Raw genomic sequence first — 15,774 nt, 5'->3', positions numbered from 1 at the left:
CTCGGGCCACCGGGCCACCGGGCCTCCGACGCCGCCGGGCCGGCTCAGGCCAGCCGCATCGTCGCACCCGCCCGGGCCGCGAAGGCGGTGGCACCGGCGGTGATGGTGCGGCGCATGACCTCGACCGCTGCGGTCGGCGCGACATCCGCCGGCCAGGCGACGCTGATCGTGCGTTCGAGGGCGTGCCCCGCGAGCCGCACCGCTCGCAGTCCGGGCCGGTCGATGAGCACCATCGCCGGCACGATCGCGACGCCGAGTCCGCGCTCGACGAATCGCAGCACCGCGTCCATCTCGGCGCCCTCGAGCACGACGCGCGGCGTCAGGTCGGCGGCCAGGAACGCGGCATCCGTCGCAGCACGCAGGTCGTAGCTCGAGCTGAAGACGATCTGCGGCAGGCCTGCGACCTCGTCGAGCGTGATGGCGTCGCGCTCGGTGACCGGGGCGGCACCGGCCGACGAGACGACCACGAGCTCCTCGACGAGCAACGGGGTCACCGTGAAGCGCTCGGCCGACGAGGCGTCCGACGTCGTGATCAACGCGAGGTCGAGTTCGCCGCTGCCGAGCTGGTCGAGCAGGTGACGCGAGCCGTGCTCCGACAGGTGCAGCTCGATGCCCGGATGCGCCGCATGGAACGCGCTCAGCACCTCGGCGACGAGGCTGATGCAGAGGGTCGGGGTGGCGCCGAGCCGCACCCGGCCGCGCTCGAGTCCGGCGAGCTCGGCCAGTTCGCGGCGCACCGACTCCGCGTCGGCGAGCATGCGCCTGGCGAGCGGCAGCAACGACTCCCCCGCGACGGTCAGCGTGCTGCCGCCCCGCGCGCGGTGGAACAGCTCGGCGCCGAGGTCGTGCTCGAGCGCGGCGATCTGGCGGCTCAGCGAGGGTTGGGCGAGGTAGAGCTCCTCTGCCGCCCTGGTGAAGTTGCCGAAGCGCGCGACCTCGATGAAGCTGCGCAGCTGCTCCAGGTTCATGTCGACAGCCTACGCTTCGATAGCTTCTCTGCATCATGCCAACGACTTATATGCATTGGAGGAATCGGATGCCGCTGCCTAGCGTTGACGGCATGAGCACCACGACCCCCACCGACCGCCATGCAGAGCGGCAGATCTCCACCACCGTCCTCGTCATCGGCACCGGCGGATCCGGGCTGCGCGCCGCCATCGAGCTCGCCGAGGCGGGCGTCGACGTGCTCGCGCTCGGCAAGCGCCCCAAGTCCGACGCCCACACCTCGCTCGCGGCCGGCGGCATCAACGCCGCCCTCGCCACGATGGACGCCGACGACAGCTGGCAGCAGCACGCCGCCGACACCCTCAAGGAGAGCTACCTGCTCGCCGACCCGCGCACCGTCGTCACGGTCACCGAGGGTGCGGCCCGCGGCATCGACGACCTCGAGCGCTACGGCATGCCGTTCGCCCGCGAAGACGACGGCCGCATCTCGCAGCGCTTCTTCGGCGCGCACACCTACCGCCGCACCGCGTTCGCGGGCGACTACACCGGGCTCGAGATCCAGCGCACGCTCATCAACCGCGCCGCGCAGTTGAACCTGCCGATCCTCGACACGGTCTACGTCACGCGCATCCTCGTGAACGACGACGGCGCGGTCTTCGGGGCGTACGGCTTCGATGTCGAAGACGGCACGCGGTACCTCATCCACGCCGACGCCGTGATCCTCGCCGCGGGTGGCCACAACCGCATCTGGCGGCGCACCTCGTCGCGTCGCGATGAGAACACGGGCGACTCGTGGCGGCTCGCCGTCGAGGCCGGCGGGCGCGTGCGCGACCCCGAGCTCGTGCAGTTCCACCCGTCGGGGATCATCGAGCCCGAGAACGCGGCCGGCACCCTCATCTCCGAAGCCGCGCGCGGCGAGGGCGGCATCCTCACCAACGGCCTCGGCGAGCGCTTCATGCACAGGTACGACCCCGAGCGCCTCGAGCTCTCGACCCGCGACCGCGTGGCCCTCGCCTGCTACACCGAGATCAAGGAGGGGCGTGGCACCCCCAATGGCGGTGTCTGGCTGGATGTCTCGCACCTGCCCCGCGAGACGATCATGCAGCGACTCCCCCGCGTCTACCAGACGATGCTCGAGCTGCAGATGCTCGACATCACGAAGGAGCCGATCGAGATCGCGCCCACCGCGCACTACTCGATGGGCGGCGTGTGGGTTCGGCCCGACGATCACGGCACCGACGTCCCGGGGCTCTACGCGATCGGCGAGGCCTCCTCCGGGCTGCACGGCGCCAACCGCCTCGGCGGCAACTCCCTCATCGAGCTGCTCGTGTTCGGACGCATCGTCGGCCAGGCCGCGATCGACTACTCGCGCGGGCTCACCGGCCAGCAGCGCTCGGCCGCCGCCGTGCAGGCCGCCCGCGACGAGATCGCCGCGCTGCTCGCATCCGATGGCACCGAGAACGTGCGCGCCCTGCAGCGCGCCATCCGCAACACGATGACCGAGCACGCCGGCGTCGTGCGCGACGAGCAGGGCCTGCTCGCCGGGCTGGCCGAACTCGACGCGATCGAGGCCCGCATGGCCGACATCGGCGTGCACCCCGACATCGCCGGCTACCAGGACCTCGCCCACGCGTTCGACCTCAAGTCGGCGGCCCTCGCGGCACGCGCCACGCTCGAGGCCGCACTCGAACGGCGCGAGACCCGCGGCTGCCACAACCGCAGCGACCACCCCGAGACGGATGCCGCGCTGCAGGTCAACCTCGTGTGGTCGCCCTCGACCGGGGTCACCCGCGAGTCGATCCCGCCCATCCCCGCCGAGATCGCCTCCCTCATGCGCGAGGAGGTCTCGCTCGCGGGCAAGCTCGTCGAGTAGCCCGGCCCGGCAGACCTGCCACGGGCGTACCCGAGCACGACGAAGGGCGGATGCCGCGTGGCATCCGCCCTTCGTTCGTGCACGCCCTGGGGCGGTTACGTATGCCGCTTCGACGTGACCGCGCGCTGCAGGAGCACGAAGACCAGCAGGATGCCGCCGGTGATGATCGTCGTCATCTCGGGCGGGATGCCGCCGTCGCGGGTGATCAGCACGTTCATCAGGCCGAGCACGAGGGCGCCGACGACGGAGCCGAGCACGTAGCCGTACCCGCCCGTGAGCAGGGTGCCGCCGATGACGGTCGCCGCGATCGCGTCGAGCTCCCACCCGATGCCGGTGATGTTCTGCGCGATGCCGAGGCGTGACGTGTAGACGACGGCGGCGATGCCCGAGAGCGTTCCACTGATCACGTACACGAGGATCTTCGTGCGCGGCACCGCGAGCCCCATGAGGGCCGACGAGCTCTCGGAGCCGCCGATCGCGTACACCGTGCGACCCGTGCGGGTGCGGTGCAGCACGAAGAAGGCGATGAGCACGACCAGCAGGGCGATGATCACGCCGGGCGTGACGACCACGTCGTTGACCTTCTCGCCGTCGATCAGCTTGAACTGCTCGCCGAGCCAGAGGATCGGCGACTCGTCGTCGAGGCGCTCGGGCCGGGTGCTCAGGAGCGCGGCGAGACCGCGGCCCAGGAACATCATGGCGAGCGTCGCGATGAACGGCTGCACGTTGAAGTACTGGATCAGGATGCCGCTGGCGAGGCCGATGACCGTGCCGATGAGGACCATCAGCACGATCACGAGCCACGGATTCCACCCGGCGTTCGCGAGCATCACGCCGGCGACGCTCGAGAGCGCGATGACCGAGCCCACCGACAGGTCGATGCCGCCCGTGAGGATCACGAACGTCATGCCCACCGCGAGGATGATCAGGTGCGCGTTGTTGATGAACAGGTTCGACAGCGTGTTGTACTGCACGATGCGGCCGTAGGCCACCTCGCCGTAGATCACCATGCCGACGAAGATGACGATGGCCGCCACGGTCGGAAGCACCGACGGGTTCGACGACACGACGCGCTTCACGCGGGCGACGATCTTCGAGAATGCGGATGCCTCGACGGGTGCGTCGACGCGGGGGGTCTGCACGGTGGTCATGCCGTCACCTCCTGCTTCTGCTGCTTCGGCGCAACGGGGGTCGAGTCGGACTTCGGCTGCGGAGGCTTGCGCCGCTGGCCGAACCAGCTGCGCACCCGCTCGGACTGCAGCAGGCAGAGCACGACGATCACGATCGCCTTGAACGCGGGCGTCGCGGACGAGGAGATGCCGAGGAACACGATGGTCTTGTCGAGCGTCGCGATGAGCAGGGCGCCGACCACGGCGCCGCCGATCGAGAACTTGCCGCCGGCGAGCGAGGTGCCGCCGATGACGACGGCGAGGATGGCGTCGAGCTCCATCTGGTAGCCGGTGCGCGAGACGTCCACCGTCATCACGGTGCCGACCGACATGATGCCGGCGATGCCCGCGAGCACCGCGCTCAGGATGTACACGGTGAGCAGCAGGCCGCTGGGCTTGATGCCCGCCATGCGGCTCGCCTTCGGGTTGATGCCGATCGCCTCGATCATGAGGCCGAGAGCGCTGCGACGCACGACGAGGCCGACGATGATCACGATCACGATCGCGAGGAGGAACACCACGGGCAGGCCGATCACGAAGCCGTTCGCGATCCACCGGAACGGATCGTTCGTGGCTGAGGTGTTCTGCCCCTCGGTGATCACCTTCGCGATGCCGCGGCCCGCGAGCATCATGATGAGCGTGCTGATGAACGGCTGGAGCCCGATGTAGGCGACCAGCACACCGTTGATCGCGCCGAGCACGGCGCTCACGAGGAGCGCGAGCCCGATGGCGCCGAGGGCGACGCCGAGCGAGCCCGACTGTCCGGCATCCTTCATGAACACCATCGCGACCGCACCCGAGACCGCCATCACCGAGCCGACCGAGAGGTCGATGCCCCCGGTGGCGATGACGAGCGACAGCCCGACGGCGATCATCATGATCGGAGCCGAGGCGCGCAGGATGTCGACGAGGTTGCCGACGAGGTTGCCGTTGACGGGGTTCACCGACAGCGTGAGGTAGTTCGGGTCCTTGAGGACGTTGAGGGCGAGGAGGGCGAAGATCGCGACCACACCCCAGAAGTACGGCTTGCGGATGAGCTCGCGCAGCCAGTTCGATCGAGCAGCGGTGCTCATGATTCCTCCTCCGGCGCAGCGGACGCGTGCGCGTTCCCCTGCGGTGCCGCGGTCGGGTGCGAACCCGCCTCGGCATCGATGATGCCACTCTCGGCCGCCGCCTCGACACCGTGCGCGGCGATGACGTCGACGACGTGCTGAGCGGTGATGGCGGGTCCGTTCACGATCTCGCCGATCTTCTGGTGATCCTTGAGCACGACGATGCGCTCGCTCAGGCGCACGACCTCCTCGAGCTCGGACGAGATGAAGACGACCGAGACGCCGTCTTCGGCGAGTTCGGCCACCGCCTCCTGGATCTCGGCCTTCGCGCCGACGTCGATGCCGCGCGTCGGCTCGTCGAGGATCAGGAGCTCGGGCTTCGTCGCGAGCCACCGGCCGAGCAGGACTTTCTGCTGGTTGCCGCCCGAGAGGTTCTTGATGAGCCGGTTCGGATCGGAAGGGCGCACGTTCAGCGCGACGATGTACTTCTCGACCAGCTCGTCCTGCTCCTTGCGCGGGATGGGCCGGGCCCAGCCGCGCTCGGCCTGCACCGCGAGGATCATGTTCTCGCGCACGGTGAGGTCGCCGATGATGCCCTCGTCGCGGCGGTTCTCGGTCGAGAACGCGATCCGCTTGCCGAGGCCGTCGGCGGGGGTCTTGAGGTCGACACGCTTGCCGTGCAGCTCGACCTCGCCCTCGTCGGCGCGATCGGCGCCGTAGAGAAGTCGTGCGAGCTCGGTGCGCCCCGACCCGAGGAGGCCCGCGAAACCGACCACCTCGCCACGATGGATCTCGAGGTCTGTGGGCTCGATCGAGCCGTGCCGGCTCAGGCCCTTCGCGGCCAGCAGCGGCTCCTCGGCGTCGTAATCGCGCTGCTCGACGCGACGATTGCCGCCGAGCGAGGAGAGCGTGCCGAGATCCTTGCCGATCATCTTCGAGATCAGGGCGTGGCGGTCGAGCTCGCGGGTGAGGTACTCGCCCTCGTACTTGCCGTTGCGCAGGATCGTCAGCCGGTCGCTGATGGCGTACACCTGGTCGAGGAAGTGCGAGACGAACAGGATCGCGACGCCCTGGTCGCGGAGCGTCCGCATGACCCGGAACAGGCCCTCGACCTCGGCCGCGTCGAGGCTCGAGGTCGGCTCGTCGAGGATGAGCACCTTCGCCTTGACCGCCATGGCCCGACTGATCGCGACGAGTTGCTGCATCGCGATCGACAGCGTCGAGAGCGGCCTGTGGGTGTCGAGGTGCTCGAGCCCGAGCGTGGCGAGCGCTTCGGTCGCTGCGGCGTGCGTCGCGCGCCAGTTGACGCCGAAGCCGCCTCGGATCTCGTGGCCGAGCATGACGTTCTCGCCGATCGTGAGGTTCGTGACCAGGTTCACCTCCTGGTACACGGTCGAGACCCCGGCGCTCTGCGCGTCGCGGGTGCCGTGGAACTGCCGTTCCTGACCCGCGACGACGATCGACCCGCTATCGATCTTGTAGACCCCGGTGAGGGCCTTGATCAGCGTCGACTTGCCGGCGCCGTTCTCGCCCATCAGCGCGTGGACCTCGCCCTGGAAGAGGCGGAAGTCCACGCCGTCCAGCGCCTTGACGCCTGGGAACTCGATGGAGATGTCGCGCATCTCCACGATGGGCAGTGATTCACTCATGGCATTCGCATCCTGTGCTTCGGCCGCATGAGCGCGGCCGGCCTTTCAAATGGAGCGGTGCGGGGTCGCTTGAAGCAGCAGACCCCGCACCGCGTGCGCTGCACGCCGCGATGCGCGGCGTGGTCAGCGGATCAGTACTTGCGGTCGGCGAGCACGGCCTGAGCCGCCTCGGCCGAATCGAATGCCTCGCTCGGCACGATGATGTAGGACTCGACCGACTCGCCCTCGAGCGTCTTGTTCACGACGTCGAGCGCGGTCTCACCGAAGAGCGGGTTGTACTCGTGCACGTAGCTGAGCTGGCCGTCGGCGAGCGCCTGCATGGCGGCCTTCGTGCCGTCGATCGTGGCGATCTTGACGTCGACGCCCGGCTCGAGGCCGGCCTCTTCGACGGCCTGGGCTGCGCCGAGGCCCATCTCGTCGTTCTGCGCGAAGATCAGCTGGATGTCGTTGCCGTTGGCCTTGAGGAGCGTCTCGGTGACGCTCTTGCCCTCTTCGGCCGACCAGTTCGCGGTCTGCGCGGCGACCTGCACGAGCTTCGAGCCGTCGACCGACTCGTTCCAGCCCTCGTTGCGCTCGTTCACCACGCCGACACCGGCGGGGCCCTCGAGCGTGATGTAGTTGCCGCCGTCGGGGAACTGGTCGACAGCCCAGGCGCCGACCTCCTTCGCGACCTCGACGTTGTCGGGCGCGATGCGGGTCACGTACAGGCTCGTGTCGTCGGGCTCGATGCCGCGGTCGAGGAGGATCACGGGGATCTCCGCCTCCTGTGCACGTGCGAGCGAGTCCTCCCAACCGGATGCCTCGGTCGCCGACAGCAGGATCACGTCGACGCCCTCGTCGACGAACGACGTGAACGCGTCGATCTGCGACTTCTGGTCGAGGTTGGTCGCGGGCGCGTACTTGAGGTCGAACCCGGCTTCCTTCGTGAAGGTGTCCTGGACGTTCGTCTCGTTGGCCTCGCGCCATGCGCCCTCGGGGCCGACCGCCACGAAGCCGACCGTGGTGAGCTCGTCGGCGCCGGCGTCCGAACCGCTGTCGCCGCCGCTCGAGCATGCGGCGAGGCCGATGCTCAGCGCACCGACGGCCGCCAGGCCGAGGATTTTCGTGAATCGCCTCTGAACTGACATGTGATCTCCTCCTTGAGACCCGGCACCAATGCGCCGGTGTTTTCCGCTGAGCGGAATCCGAGTGATTGCGGCGACGCTTGGCGCGTCCCACACCGTGATGTTACCGGGAACAAACTCGGGCGCACAAGCGATTTGTTCCCGGAAACATAACATTCCGGAAACAGGCCGCGCGACCCCGGGATTTAGAGGGGTCGACGAGGCCCCATTCGTCGCGATCGCCGGCCGATCGCGCGGCACTCGCCCCGGTTCGCGCCTAGGCGTCGTCCTCGTCGTCGGCCGCGATCATCTCGATGATCGTGTCGACGCTGAGCCCCGGTCCGTTGCTCACCTCGCCGATCTTGCGACGGTCCTTGAAGATCGCGATGCGGTCGCTCAACCGGACGACCTCGTCGAGCTCGGAGGAGATGAAGACCACCGCCATGCCGTCGCGGGCCATCTCGGCGACGCGGGCCTGGATCTCGACCTTGGCCGCGATGTCGATGCCGCGGGTGGGCTCGTCGAGCACGAGCACGTGCGGACGCGTCGCGAGCCACCTCGCGAGCAGCACCTTCTGCTGGTTTCCGCCCGAGAGCTGGCGAGCGGGTGCGTCGAGTCCGGGCGCGACGATGCCGAACGACTCCACGTACCGCTCGACGAGCGCGTCGCGCTCGGCGTGGGAGATCGGCCTCGCCCAACCGCGGATCGCCTGCAGCGCGAGGATGATGTTCTCGCGCACGCTCAGCTCTTCGATGATGCCGCCGTCGCGACGGTCCTCGCTCGCGAACGCGATGCGGCGACGCAGGGCCGTCGCGGGGTTCGGCAGCCCGACCGACCGGCCGTCGATCTGGAACGTGCCGGAGTCGCTGCGCACGACGCCGGTGAGCAGCTGCCCGAACTCGCTCCTCCCCGAGCCCCGCAGGCCGCCGAGGCCGACGACCTCGCCGCGGTGCAGTTCGAAGTCGGTGGCCTCGAACTCGCCACGCCGGCCGACGCCGATCGCCCGGAAGACGGGGGTGCCCTTGGGGTCGGCCCGGTGCGCGCGACGGTCGGATCCGATGCGGCGCAGCTCGATGAGGTCCTTGCCGATCATCTTGGAGATGAGCACCGCGCGATCGAGCTCGCGGGTCGGGTACTCGCCCTGCCCGTGACCGTCGCGCAGCACGGTGATGCGGTCGCTGATCGCGTACACCTGCTCGAGGAAGTGCGAGACGAAGAGGATCGCGACACCCTGCTCGCGCAGCCGCCGGAGGGCGCGGAACAGTGTCGCGACCTCGTCGGCGTCGAGGCTCGAGGTCGGCTCGTCGAGCACCAGCACCTTGGGGTGGGTCACCATCGCCCGTGCGATCGCGACGAGCTGCTGGAGGGCGGGCGGCAGGGTCGACACGGCCTGCCTGGGGTCGAGGTCGCCGAGGCCGAGCTCCTCGAGCACGGCCGTGGCCCGCCGTCGCGTGGCCGCCCACGAGATGCCGTACCAGCGCCGCTCCTCGTGGCCGATCATCACGTTCTCGGCGATCGAGAGGTTGCCGCAGAGGTCGACGTCCTGGAAGGCCGCGGCGATGCCCGCGGCCTCGGCCTCGGCAGGGCCAGAGAGCACGACGGTCTCGCCGCCGACGCGCACCTCGCCCGCGTCGATGCGGTACGCACCGCTCAGCGCCTTGACCAGCGACGACTTGCCGGCGCCGTTGCCGCCCATGAGCGCGTGCACCTCGCCCGCGTATAGGCGCAGGTCGACCTCGTGCAGCACGGTCGTGCCGTCGATGTCGACGGTGATGCCCGTCATCTCGACGACGGGGGGCGTCGAGGCATCCGTCGCGTTCATGACGCCCTCGGGGGCGCGGTCGACGATCGCACGACGAGCTCGCTGGGGATCTTCGAGCGCTGCGGGATCTCGCGCCCCTCGAGTGCCGCGCGCAGGACCTCCATGGCCTTGACGCCGAGCGCGTGGAAGTCCTGGGTGACGGTGGTCAGCGGCGGGATGAAGTGGCGGGAGAGCGGCAGGTCGTCGAACCCGATGATGCTGACGTCTTCGGGCACCCGGATGCCGCGGTCGTGGAAGCCGTGCACGACGCCGAACGCCATCTCGTCGTTCGCGACGAACATCGCCGTGTACTCGGGCACGCCGTCGAGCCCGACGGCGTAGTCGTAGCCGAAGTCGGCGGTCCAGTCGCCGACGACGATCGGTCGGGCCCTGAGCCCCCACTGCTCGATGCGCGCGTGGAACGCCCGCTCGCGGCCTCGGGCGTCGAGCCAGTCGAGGGGGCCGGCGAGGTGCAGGATGTCGCGGTGCCCGAGTGCGACGAGGTGATCGACGGCGAGCGTGGTGCCGAGCTGCTGGTCGACGCTGACCGTGAGGAAGTTCGGGTCCTTCGCGGCCTTGACCACGAGCACCGGCACGTCGATCGAGATGCGGCGAAGCGCCGACACCGACGACGAGCGGGGGGCGACGATGCAGAGGGCGTCGACGCCCTCGGCGATGAGGTGGCCGACCGCTCCTTCTGGAGTGAGGTTCGCGTCGTCCTGCATCGCGACCGAGGCCACGGAGTAGCCGCTCGACCGGGCCGCGAACTCGAGCCCGCGCAGGGTGCTCGTCGGCCCGAACTCCACGGAGCTGTCGACGATGACGCCGATGCGCTGGGTTCGCTGGGTGGCGAGCGCCCGTGCGGCGCTGTTCGGCTTGAAGTCGAGCTGCTGGATGACGTCGAGCACCCGCTGGCGCGTGGCCGGGCGGATGTTCGGGTGCCCGTTGAGCACGCGCGACACGGTCATGTGGGACACGCCGGCGAGCACGGCGACCTCGCGGATGCCGAGCTTCTCGGGGCGTTCCCCGCTCTCGACGTCACTCACCACCGGTCTCCTGTCTCGCAGAATCGTCGCCGCCCAGGTGCCCCGATGCCGAATCGCCGATCTCGACCGCTCGACGACCGGTCGACGGGGAACAGCCTATTCGTTCAGGGCCCGTGAGCACGTGACGATGTGGACGGCGTGCCCGCGCGACGATCCGCGCGAGCACGCCGCCCTCGATCATCCGCCCGCGCGCGTCAACCGCACGTCCGCGCCTCGTACGACGCGCCGCCCGCGGAGCTCGCGCCCGTCGCCGTCGCGGCGACCCCGACGTATCCGCCCGGCATCGATGCGAGCCGGCTCGCGAAGGCCTGCGAGACCGTCTTGCCCGCCGGCACCCCGGCGAAGGTCTTCGTGCCGTACGCCGTCTCGACCGTGACATCCGCCGCCCTGCTGTCGGCGTTCCGCACCGACGCGACCAGGGTCGCCTTGCCCGCGACGCACTTGGACGTGGCCGTGGTCTCGACGGCGAGATCGGGGTTCGTGCCGACGCCCGCGTAGTGGAACATCACGCGCCGGTACTCCTGCGCGGTGATCGGCATGATGCCGCCGTGGCGCTTCTTGAGCGTGCCGAGGTTCACGTTGGTCGCCTTCGACCACGCCGAGGCCGACGTCGAGTTGAGGTCGGTCGTGCGGAACGGCAGGTACCCCTTGCCCGCGCCGTACTGATCGGCGAGCAGTCCGTAGAGCTGCTGGGCGGCCCCGCGGTCGTCGTCGTTGTACGCGAAGAACTCGGGACCCTCGAGGCAGGCGCCGGTGTAGTTGTTGCCGCCGGCGCACGTTCCGCTGCCGCTCAGGATCGACTGCAGCGTGCCGACGAGCACCCACTCCTGGTCGGTGCCCGTCGTCTTCGCGGTGGCCGAGGTGGTCACGGCGTCGAGCTTCTTCGACCGTTCGATCGTGATCTGGCCGTCACCGGAGGCGCGGTAGAACCAGTCGCCGACCTTGATCACGGTCGTGTCGATGATCGAGCCCTGGCGGTCGATCCACTTCACGGGCGTCGAGAAGGTGCGGAAGTCGCGCGTGGTCGACAGGTACACGTCGACGCTGTCGCCGAGTTCGGTGTTGCCGTCGGCGCGGGTCGCCCAGTACACGTAGTACTGCTGCGTCACGTCGTCCCAGATCGCCTCGGGCGCCCAGGCCATACCGGCGTTCGGGATGCCGCTCGCGACGTCGGTGAGGCGGGGTTCGGTCCAGTTCACGAGGTCGGTCGACTCCCAGACCACGAGGTTCTTCGAGCCGGTCTCGGTCGCCTGCGCCGATCCCCAGCCGCCGCGGTAGTAGATGCTGAGGTCGGTCGCGATCAGGTAGAACCGGTCGCCCTCGGGCGAGCGAACCACGAACGGGTCGCGCACGCCGCCGTCGCCCTGGCCCTTGGCGAGCGAGAGCACCGGGTTGCCGTTGGCGCGGGTGTCGGTGAAGGCGACCGCGTCGCGGCTCGTCGCGAAGTAGATCTGCTCGTCGTTCGCGCTGCCCTCGGTGCCGGTGAAGTGCGCGAACAGGTAATCGGTGGTCTCGGCGAGCTCGACCGCCTTGCGCACGGTGAGCGGGATGTCGCGGGTGGCCGTGACGCCGTCCTTCGTGGCCGTGACGGTCAGCACGACGCGGGCGTCGCCGTTCGCGGGGCGCGTCACGACGCCCGGCGCGACCGTGGAGGTCCCGTCGACGTCGACGATCGCGGGCGCCGACGAACTCCAGGTCAGCGCGGAGTCGTACCGCGAGCCGATCGTCGGCAGCGTGATGTCGGAACGGACGTCGTCGGCGTAGGGCAGGGCGATCGCGTCGAGGTCGCGCTGTGCGGCCTCGCTCGGAGACGGTGCACGCAGCACGGTCACGACGAAGGACCGCGTCGCGGTCTGCCCGCGCACCGTCGACGTCGCGGTGAGGGTGACTTCGGTGTCGGACGCCGGCTGCGTGACCCCGCCGTCGGCGGCCACGATGCCGGCCGGCGACGACGACCACGTCACTCCGCCGGCCGTTGGGAGCACCAGGTCGGTCTCGACCTTCGTGAGGTCCTGCGTGTTCGCCGCCGCCAAGTCGAGCGCGGCGATCGTCTCGCTCGCGGCCGCCTCGGCATCCGTGGCGGCGATCGCGCCGAGCTCAGCCGTCGAGAGCGCCTCGGTGTAGACGCGGAACGACGAGACATCCCCCTGGTAGAGCGAATCGGCCGCGTACGCGCTCTTGCCGATGAAGTTCATGGTGTGCGTCGTGAGGTCGCTCAGGTTCACGGTCGAGTTCGCCTTCTCGGCGACCTGCACGCCGTCGATGAAGAGCCGCAGCGTCGACGTCGTGCCGTCCGCGTTCTTCGCAATCGTGGCCGCGACCGACTGCCACCGCCCCGCGGCGAGCTTCGTCGCCGACGTGACGGTCTGCTCGCCCGACCAGTTGGTCTTCGTGATCGCCACGCGAGGGGCGATCGGCTGGATGAAGAACTGGCCGGTGGCGCCCTCGCCCGAGCCGCCGATGTTCCAGAGGAACTTCGCACCGCTCAGCGCCGTCGGGCTCGTCTCGATCACGATCGTCGCCGCCGACCGACCCGCGAGGAGTCCGTCTGGCAGCTTCACGTGGTTCGACCCGGTGAAGCGCATGAACCCGTCGCGCCAGGCCTCGCCGCCCACGACGGTCGCATCGCGCCCGCCGCCCGAGCGGTCGTGGGCGACCGTGCCCGACGCCTCCGAGAAGTCGTAGGACGCCAGCAGCGACGCCGGCTCGGCCGCCAACGCGACGGGACCGATCATCGCCAGGCTTCCGGCCGCCAGCAGCGCGCTCGTCGCGCCCGCGATCCATCGGCCTGTTCGCCGCAGACGCGGCGTTCCTTCTCGAACCATGAGAACCTCCAGTGCATCGTGTTCGCGACCGCGATCGGCCGCGACGGTGGTGGAACGCGCACGGGTCGTTCGATCGACCTCGCGCGGTACGGCAGGCGGTCGTCGGCGCGGGCCGGCGAACGCATCGAGCGGGCGGTGCTCCTCTCCTCTCCTTCGAGTGAGTGGTTCCCGCCTTCACGTGACGGTGACGGTGCGATCCGTTCGGATCGGATCCGTTCGGATCGGAGCCGTTCGGATCGGACCCATTCGGATCAGCGGCGCGCTCGACCGAGCGGATGCCGCATGGCGACCGTGCGCAGGAGCAGCGCGGCCGCTCCCCCGGCGAGCAGCACGCATGCCCAGGTCAGCAGGTCACCCGACCATCCTGAGAGCGGAAGCGATTCGGGGCCGCAGGATCGGATGCAGGACAGCGGCAGGATGTCGACCCGGATGGCGACGCCCCACGAGGCGGCACCGGTCGTCTCCCCTCCGACGACCGGGAGTCCCTCGACGTGCGGCAGCAGGCCGCCGATCACCTCCGTCCCTCGAGGACCACGTCGCGGCGGCCCTCTTCGCGGGCCTCCTCGAGCATGGTGTCGAGTCGACGCTTGGACCTGCCGCGTCGCCAGAGCAGCGACATCACGATGAGGACGATGCCGAGGAGCAGGAGGAGCTGGGGCCACGGAACGGCCCAGACGAGCACGGCCGTGGATGAGGAGTCGACGGCGGTCTCGTCACCGCTCGCGGTCGTCACCGAGGGCGAGAGCACGATCTCGCCCGGAACGGCGAACATCGGCCAGACCTGGTCGACCGAGAGCGAGAACGAACGGGTCTCCCCGGGGAGGACCTCCTGCGGATGGTCCGTCTCGGCGGGGAACGCGATGCTCCGGCCGGCGATCTCGAGCACGCCGGCGACCTCGAGGCGGGTGTTGCCCTCGTTGACCACGTCGAACGAGACGTCGATGCTGCCCGGACGGATCGGGTTCCACGAGGTCTGGTAGTCGGCGGCGACGTTCGTCACCGAGTAGGCGGGCGCGAGCTCGCCGGTGACCCTGGTCATGACCCGGAAGCCGACGCGGCTCTCGACGCCGACCCCGGCACCGTCGCCCTCCTTGACCGAGAGCACGGATGCCGCGATGCCGGCCGCGTGGTCGCCGGGTTCGGCGTTGCCGGGCACGGTGATGGTGAACGGGACGACGACCATGCCGCTCGGCGGCACCGTGACGGTCTCGGGCACGTCGATCCAGGTGCCCGCCGCGACCGACGTCTGGTCGGAGGGCAGCATGTCGAAGCGTCCGTTGCGGTTGTAGAAGCCGTCGGCCGCCGCGAGACGGAAGGTGACCTCCTCGGGGCCGAGGTTGCGCACCGCGAAGGCGTCCTGCACGTCGGCCCCCGCGTCGATGGCGTGTTCGACGGCCACTCGCCCGTCGGGCCCGGACGCGTCGGCGGGCGAGACTGACCACGACACCGCAGCGGCCCCCTCCTCGGCCGCGGCGGGCGCAGCCGTCACGGCGCCGAGGCCGGCGACGAGCCCGGCGACGAGGGTCAGCGCACTGAGCGCTGAGCGGGAGGTGGTTCGGATCACGGCGAGTCCTGGTCGGGGTGGTGCGGTCGGGCCGGCGGTGTCGCGCCGGCCCGACCACGGGTGGATCGGGTCAGAGCGAGTCTTCGAACAGCGACAGCGTCAGGAGCGACGTGTAGCTGCCCGGCGCGACGTCGACCGGGGTCTTCAGCACGAGGTCGGCGTTGGCCGTCCACTGGCCCGACTCGGCGGTCGAGGCCGCGGAGTCGAGCGAGAGCGCGAGCAACTCCTCGCCGGTGAGGCCGACGTTGTTCGGCCCGGCGTCGAGGGTCGTGCCGACCTCGTCGCCCGCGGCCACCTCGCCGTTGCCGGTGGTGACGAGCGCCGGCGACCAACCGAGGTGGTCGGCGCCGATCGCGGGCTGGCCGTTCTCGCCGACGAAGCTGCCGGCCTGGCCGGTGACGTACCAGTAGGCGCCCGCGGGGATCTCCTCGCGAGTGTCGGTGACGGTCACGTCGGGCAGGGCACCGGTGAACTGGCGGTACTCGGCCGTCGAGCCGGTCTCGGTCAGTGCGGTCTCGGTGTTCGCCACCGTGAGGCTCAGTGCGCCGTTCTCGACCGCGGCGATGTCGACCTTCACGTCGACGCCCGAGCTGCCCTCGGGATCGGGGTAGGCCGCGAACGCGGCGCTTCCCACGCCCACGAGCAGCAGCCCGCCGAGAACTCCCGCCGCGCAACGCGCTGCAGCACCTTTGCTGATCATGATTCCTCCAGTTTCTCGGTCGGCGTGCGCCGAGCCGAATCGTCGTG

Annotated in this window: 12 protein-coding genes; 1 reads left to right on the top strand and 11 read right to left on the bottom strand. The window is 69.9% G+C overall.

The genetic code is table 11. The annotated features are described in order from the left end of the window. Positions 1 to 44: 44 nt before the first annotated feature. Positions 45 to 968: a LysR family transcriptional regulator gene (locus tag ASE68_RS03410; protein WP_055855179.1), complete on the bottom strand. Its 924-nt coding sequence runs from the start codon at positions 966 to 968 to the stop codon at positions 45 to 47. A gap of 92 nt (positions 969 to 1,060) precedes the next feature. Here ASE68_RS03410 and ASE68_RS03405 point away from each other — a divergent pair, with 92 nt between their 5' ends. After that, positions 1,061 to 2,818: an L-aspartate oxidase gene (locus ASE68_RS03405; protein WP_055855177.1), complete on the top strand. Its 1,758-nt coding sequence runs from the start codon at positions 1,061 to 1,063 to the stop codon at positions 2,816 to 2,818. Between the two features lie 95 nt (positions 2,819 to 2,913). Here the strand turns inward: ASE68_RS03405 and ASE68_RS03400 are convergent, their stop codons facing one another. From ASE68_RS03400 to ASE68_RS03350, 10 genes are all read right to left on the bottom strand, one after another. Further along, complete coding sequence (locus ASE68_RS03400) at positions 2,914 to 3,969, bottom strand: ABC transporter permease (protein ID WP_082461946.1); 1,056 nt, start codon at positions 3,967 to 3,969, stop codon at positions 2,914 to 2,916. Next, positions 3,966 to 5,060: an ABC transporter permease gene (locus tag ASE68_RS03395; RefSeq protein WP_055855174.1), complete on the bottom strand. Its 1,095-nt coding sequence runs from the start codon at positions 5,058 to 5,060 to the stop codon at positions 3,966 to 3,968. The genes ASE68_RS03400 and ASE68_RS03395 overlap by 4 nt, the downstream gene beginning before the upstream one ends. Next, entirely contained in the window at positions 5,057 to 6,688 is a 1,632-nt protein-coding gene (locus tag ASE68_RS03390) for a sugar ABC transporter ATP-binding protein (protein ID WP_055855173.1), read from the bottom strand. The genes ASE68_RS03395 and ASE68_RS03390 overlap by 4 nt, the downstream gene beginning before the upstream one ends. 131 nt (positions 6,689 to 6,819) lie before the next feature. Then, positions 6,820 to 7,815: an ABC transporter substrate-binding protein gene (locus ASE68_RS03385; RefSeq protein ID WP_055855170.1), complete on the bottom strand. Its 996-nt coding sequence runs from the start codon at positions 7,813 to 7,815 to the stop codon at positions 6,820 to 6,822. A gap of 253 nt (positions 7,816 to 8,068) precedes the next feature. Then, entirely contained in the window at positions 8,069 to 9,613 is a 1,545-nt protein-coding gene (locus ASE68_RS03380) for a sugar ABC transporter ATP-binding protein (protein ID WP_055855167.1), read from the bottom strand. Next, positions 9,610 to 10,638 (bottom strand): LacI family DNA-binding transcriptional regulator, encoded by a 1,029-nt coding sequence (locus tag ASE68_RS03375; protein ID WP_055860601.1) that lies wholly within the window; start codon positions 10,636 to 10,638, stop codon positions 9,610 to 9,612. The genes ASE68_RS03380 and ASE68_RS03375 overlap by 4 nt, the downstream gene beginning before the upstream one ends. Positions 10,639 to 10,832: 194 nt before the next feature. After that, on the bottom strand, positions 10,833 to 13,373 hold the full coding sequence (locus ASE68_RS03370; protein WP_055855165.1) for an immunoglobulin-like domain-containing protein: 2,541 nt from the start codon (positions 13,371 to 13,373) through the stop codon (positions 10,833 to 10,835). 341 nt (positions 13,374 to 13,714) lie between these two features. Further along, positions 13,715 to 13,978 (bottom strand): hypothetical protein, encoded by a 264-nt coding sequence (locus ASE68_RS03360; protein WP_055855159.1) that lies wholly within the window; start codon positions 13,976 to 13,978, stop codon positions 13,715 to 13,717. Beyond that, positions 13,975 to 15,027, bottom strand: coding sequence for a hypothetical protein (locus ASE68_RS03355; RefSeq protein WP_055855158.1), 1,053 nt, complete (start codon positions 15,025 to 15,027; stop codon positions 13,975 to 13,977). Before ASE68_RS03355 ends, ASE68_RS03360 begins: the two co-directional genes overlap by 4 nt. 70 nt (positions 15,028 to 15,097) lie before the next feature. After that, complete coding sequence (locus tag ASE68_RS03350; RefSeq protein WP_055855156.1) at positions 15,098 to 15,727, bottom strand: hypothetical protein; 630 nt, start codon at positions 15,725 to 15,727, stop codon at positions 15,098 to 15,100. Positions 15,728 to 15,774: the final 47 nt, after the last annotated feature.

Source organism: Agromyces sp. Leaf222, from assembly GCF_001421565.1.
In the GTDB taxonomy this organism is placed as follows: domain Bacteria; phylum Actinomycetota; class Actinomycetes; order Actinomycetales; family Microbacteriaceae; genus Agromyces.
This window is presented reverse-complemented; position numbering and strand designations above follow the sequence as displayed.